Source organism: Pedobacter sp. 10L46_2, from assembly GCF_056395165.1.
This window is the reverse complement of record NZ_JBFTIZ010000439.1, coordinates 1-3,708: the sequence shown is the minus strand read 5'-3', so window position 1 is coordinate 3,708 and position 3,708 is coordinate 1. Positions and strand designations below refer to the sequence as shown.

Below are 3,708 nucleotides of genomic sequence, written 5' to 3'. Positions count from 1 at the left end.
GTATTGAATAGTGGGTTCATGAAAGTGTTTACACATATTGAAAAATATGACCCCGAAAAGCCCTTTAAATCATGGCTTGGAAAGATTATAACCAATACCGCCATTGACCATTACAGGAAAAGCCTGAAGTTTTCAAATCACGACGAGCTGAGTGAACACGAAGACATGGGCGGGCCTGCGCAAGTATACGAGCAAATGGCCTATAAAGATCTGCTGGTACTGGTTCAGGGATTGCCCCCCGCATACAGAACTGTATTTAACTTATTTGCCATAGACGGATACTCACACGAAGAAATTTCGGAACTTTTAAATATATCGGTAGGGACATCGAAATCAAATTTATTTAAAGCAAGACAAAAGCTGCAAGAAAGGCTTAGTTCCGCGGGTGGAACCAGGTCTGGGGACGTATATTTTAATAACTTTAGTACTCAAAATGAAGTGCCTTTACAAAACAAAATAGCTGTAGATGGAAAAAGATAATGGAATAGATAAGCTGTTTAGAGATGGGTTGAATGATCCTGAAATCCCTTTCAATGAATTGGACTGGGCAAAGATGGAACAGAAACTGGACGCGGGTGCTAAGAAAAGGGTTATCCCATTTTGGTTGTATGCTACAAGTGGCATTGCCGCTGCATTGGTTGTTGGTTTGTTCTGGTATTTTTCGGGGTCAGACCATGTAATTAAGGAACCTAAAAAAACGGAAATAGTTGAATCAAAAAAAGAGAAACCTGCAAACAATAAGCCCTTAGGCACAGATACCGGCGTTGTTGTGAAAACAAATCCGGAAGCGGTTGCTGTTGAACAGATTATTAAGCCGCCTGTTAAAAATATAGATCATAACTACGTTGAGACCCCGCAGGTTATAAACCGCAGTCAGGATCTTATTATTACTCCTGACACCTCTTCAGTTAAAGAAAACAAGAAACGGGAACTCATTGCTGAGGCAGTAACACCAAAAAGAGAAGATAAACAAACTGTTACTCCGGTTGACAGCTTACCGACGGGCAAGAAAGCTGATGTTTTAGCGCAAACCAATGGGCCTGCTACAAAAACTGATACTCCTGAAAAGAAAGACAATAAGCCACTGCCACCAAGCTTTACCGCAAAACGAAGCGCACTTACATTATCTGTTATGGCAGCGCCAGATATTTCGACTTCGAATAGGAATGTGGATACCAAAGTAAGCTCCAACATAGGGGTGCTTGCCACTTATGCAGTTACCGATAAAATTAGCGTAACCACTGGCGCTGTTTATTCAAGAAAGCTATACAATTATGGCGGGACCGCAGGGAGGGGCACAAAAGGTTTCTGAACTTGAAATCAAGAATCAGAACCAGCACATTTTTGGTGTAGCCAACTTATCCTTAAGTTTTGAGCGCAGAATAACCAACTCGCTGAGCTTTGGGGTACAACCTTTTATAAAGCTACCGCTTACGGGAATTGGAAATGGCAATGCCAGATTAAAATCTACGGGTGTTGCCTTTTCATTGAATCTGGGTTTATTTCCCAAATCCGGGCGCAAATAGAACTTACTTATCGCTATGATAAATGGTAGGCTGCTCTTTTGCCAATGTCATCTCCTCAATTACAGCTCAATCGGCCATAAGCCTATTTTATTTACACCGGATTACCTGCCGTAAAATCTAGGCTACCTAAGCCATATAATTTAATATAATTACTTATATTTAAAGCTCATCCCAGTTTATTATATGTTCTAAATTGTCACAAATCGCCCTTTAAAATGTCGTTTACGCACCGCATTAAATCTGCTTTTGCAATATAAATTTGCTGTATTAAATTGCTGCACTAAGCATTGAATCAGAATCAACCATCTCAAAATATGACTATATCTAAAACCGCCACAAATTCAAATAAGGTAAGTGCACACATCAAAAGATTAGAAGCACCCATAGCAGCCGCAACTCAATATATAAGGCAGATTATTTTAAGCACAGATAAAGAAATTGCAGAACAAATAAAATGGAATTCGCCCTGCTTTTATTATACAGGGCCAATGAAACCGTTCGATCCTAAAGAATATAAAAGAGATATCGTAGTGGTAAACCTCCATAAAGGCAATATCTTGCTGGTTTTTCCTACTGGGGCAAAAGTTAATGATACCAGTGGATTGCTTGAAGGAAATTTTACAGATGGCAGAAGACTGGTTAGGTTTAAAGATATGGATGATGTTAAAGCCAAACAGGATTCGTTAAAGACAATAATTACGGAATGGCTTAAGTTGGTAGAAACCAATTAGCATAAAAAGCGGGTGCATCCTGGTATGATACACCCGCTTTTAGGTTAAGTTATTACTTAGTAGAAAGTATATACTTTACAATTTTCTCGGCGTCGGCCTGAGTTACAGATGGGTGAGGTGCCATAGGGATTTCGCCCCATACTCCACTTCCACCTTTAATTACTTTTTTAGCAAGCAAAGTAACGTTTGCCTGTGTTGCAGGATATTTCTTTGCAACATCTGAGTATGCCGGTCCAACTAATTTTTCAGTTGGCTTATGACATGCAAAACAGTCTGATTTTGTAATCAGTGCTTTTCCCTGTGCAACATCTGCAGGTGATAAAACACTAGATGCCGGTTTAGCCCCCTTACCGGTTTTCTTAGTTTGTGCGTATCCGCTTGTGCATACTGCAAAAACAGAACAAATTAAAAAGACAAAGCTCTTTTTCATATTCAATACATTAAAATTAATTGAGTTCGGTTCATTTGATAATGCAAATAAACTAATTTTTATGATTTAAACGTGAAATCTGGCAAAGGAATTATTTCTCCACCCTTCATTGCCGACTCATGCGCCAAAATACCAACACAAGTGATGTTGGCAGATTCCTGAGCATCAGGATAGGGAGCCCTGTTTTCAGTTAAAGCTTTTAAAAACTCATTTACAAGATGTGGATGCGAACCTCCATGGCCAGACCCCTGGATAAACGATAGATGCTGGTTCTCCTCAGAATCATAAACACCAGCAGTGGTAAAATGCTGAATTTCCTCGGGAAGAAGATGCGCATAGTCTGGTATTTTAACTTTTTCAGGAGATTCACCGGTATGGATTACACTATCCTCATGTTCAATCAACGTCCACTCAAACGATTTTTTAGAACCATACACGTCAAAACTCTCTCGGTATTGTCTCGCGGTATTAAACAGCGATCTGGTAACTTCCGCAGACAAATCTGAATCACGGTATTTGATATGACAAGTTTCGATTGCAAATGGAGATCCATATTTTTCAATCAGATGATCATCAATTTTTCCAGAACCAAAACAAGAAACATATGCTGCCTGTGCTTTTGGTAAAGCCAGTACAGGGCCAACACAATGTGTTGCATAATGCATTGGTGGCAAACCTTCCCAATACCCCGGCCAGCCTGCCATTTCCTGCTGGTGGGAAGCTCTTAAGAATTGTATTTTGCCCAGGTCCCCCTTTTCATAAAGCTCCTTTACAAATAGAAATTCGCGACTGTAAATAACTGTTTCCATCATCATATACGTTAAACCGGTTTCTTTTACCGCTTCAACAATCTGACGACACTCCTCAACAGTAGTCGCCATTGGCACTGTACAAGCCACATGCTTTCCGGCCCTTAGCGCAGCAATAGATTGCTCTGCATGATTTTGTATGGGTGTATTGAGGTGTATTGATGTGAACTGCATCTACATCAGGATCTTTAAGCAAGTCCTCATAACTCACA

At 40.0% G+C, this 3,708-nt stretch carries 6 protein-coding genes; 4 read left to right on the top strand and 2 right to left on the bottom strand.

All coding sequences use genetic code 11. From position 1 onward, the window contains the following. The 4 genes from AC1DDX_RS26420 to AC1DDX_RS26405 all read left to right on the top strand — a co-directional run. Window positions 1–480, top strand: a 480-nt coding sequence (locus AC1DDX_RS26420; RefSeq protein WP_477622924.1) for an RNA polymerase sigma factor, incomplete at its 5' end; no start/stop codon positions are given. Next, on the top strand, window positions 467–1,312 hold the full coding sequence (locus AC1DDX_RS26415) for a hypothetical protein (RefSeq protein WP_477622923.1): 846 nt from the start codon (window positions 467–469) through the stop codon (window positions 1,310–1,312). The genes AC1DDX_RS26420 and AC1DDX_RS26415, both read left to right, overlap by 14 nt. Then, window positions 1,275–1,526, top strand: a complete 252-nt coding sequence (locus tag AC1DDX_RS26410; RefSeq protein WP_477622922.1) for a hypothetical protein — start codon at window positions 1,275–1,277, stop codon at window positions 1,524–1,526. Before AC1DDX_RS26415 ends, AC1DDX_RS26410 begins: the two co-directional genes overlap by 38 nt. A gap of 314 nt (window positions 1,527–1,840) precedes the next feature. Beyond that, on the top strand, window positions 1,841–2,257 hold the full coding sequence (locus AC1DDX_RS26405; RefSeq protein ID WP_172660835.1) for a DUF1801 domain-containing protein: 417 nt from the start codon (window positions 1,841–1,843) through the stop codon (window positions 2,255–2,257). 52 nt (window positions 2,258–2,309) lie between these two features. On the opposite strand, the gene AC1DDX_RS26400 is transcribed toward AC1DDX_RS26405, so the two are convergent. Both AC1DDX_RS26400 and AC1DDX_RS26395 read right to left on the bottom strand, forming a co-directional pair. Beyond that, window positions 2,310–2,687, bottom strand: a complete 378-nt coding sequence (locus tag AC1DDX_RS26400) for a c-type cytochrome (RefSeq protein ID WP_048904159.1) — start codon at window positions 2,685–2,687, stop codon at window positions 2,310–2,312. Window positions 2,688–2,746: 59 nt separating this feature from the next. Further along, entirely contained in the window at window positions 2,747–3,670 is a 924-nt protein-coding gene (locus AC1DDX_RS26395) for a Gfo/Idh/MocA family protein (protein WP_477622921.1), read from the bottom strand. Window positions 3,671–3,708: the final 38 nt, after the last annotated feature.

Bases quoted from the DNA above. Each gene is read 5' to 3' on its own strand.
- AC1DDX_RS26415 (WP_477622923.1), top strand. From the start codon at position 467: ATGGAAAAAGATAATGGAATAGATAAGCTGTTTAGAGATGGGTTGAAT.
- AC1DDX_RS26410 (WP_477622922.1), top strand. From the start codon at position 1,275: ATGGCGGGACCGCAGGGAGGGGCACAAAAGGTTTCTGAACTTGAAATC.
- AC1DDX_RS26405 (WP_172660835.1), top strand. From the start codon at position 1,841: ATGACTATATCTAAAACCGCCACAAATTCAAATAAGGTAAGTGCACAC.
- AC1DDX_RS26400 (WP_048904159.1), bottom strand. From the start codon at position 2,687: ATGAAAAAGAGCTTTGTCTTTTTAATTTGTTCTGTTTTTGCAGTATGC.
- AC1DDX_RS26395 (WP_477622921.1), bottom strand. From the start codon at position 3,670: ATGCAGTTCACATCAATACACCTCAATACACCCATACAAAATCATGCA.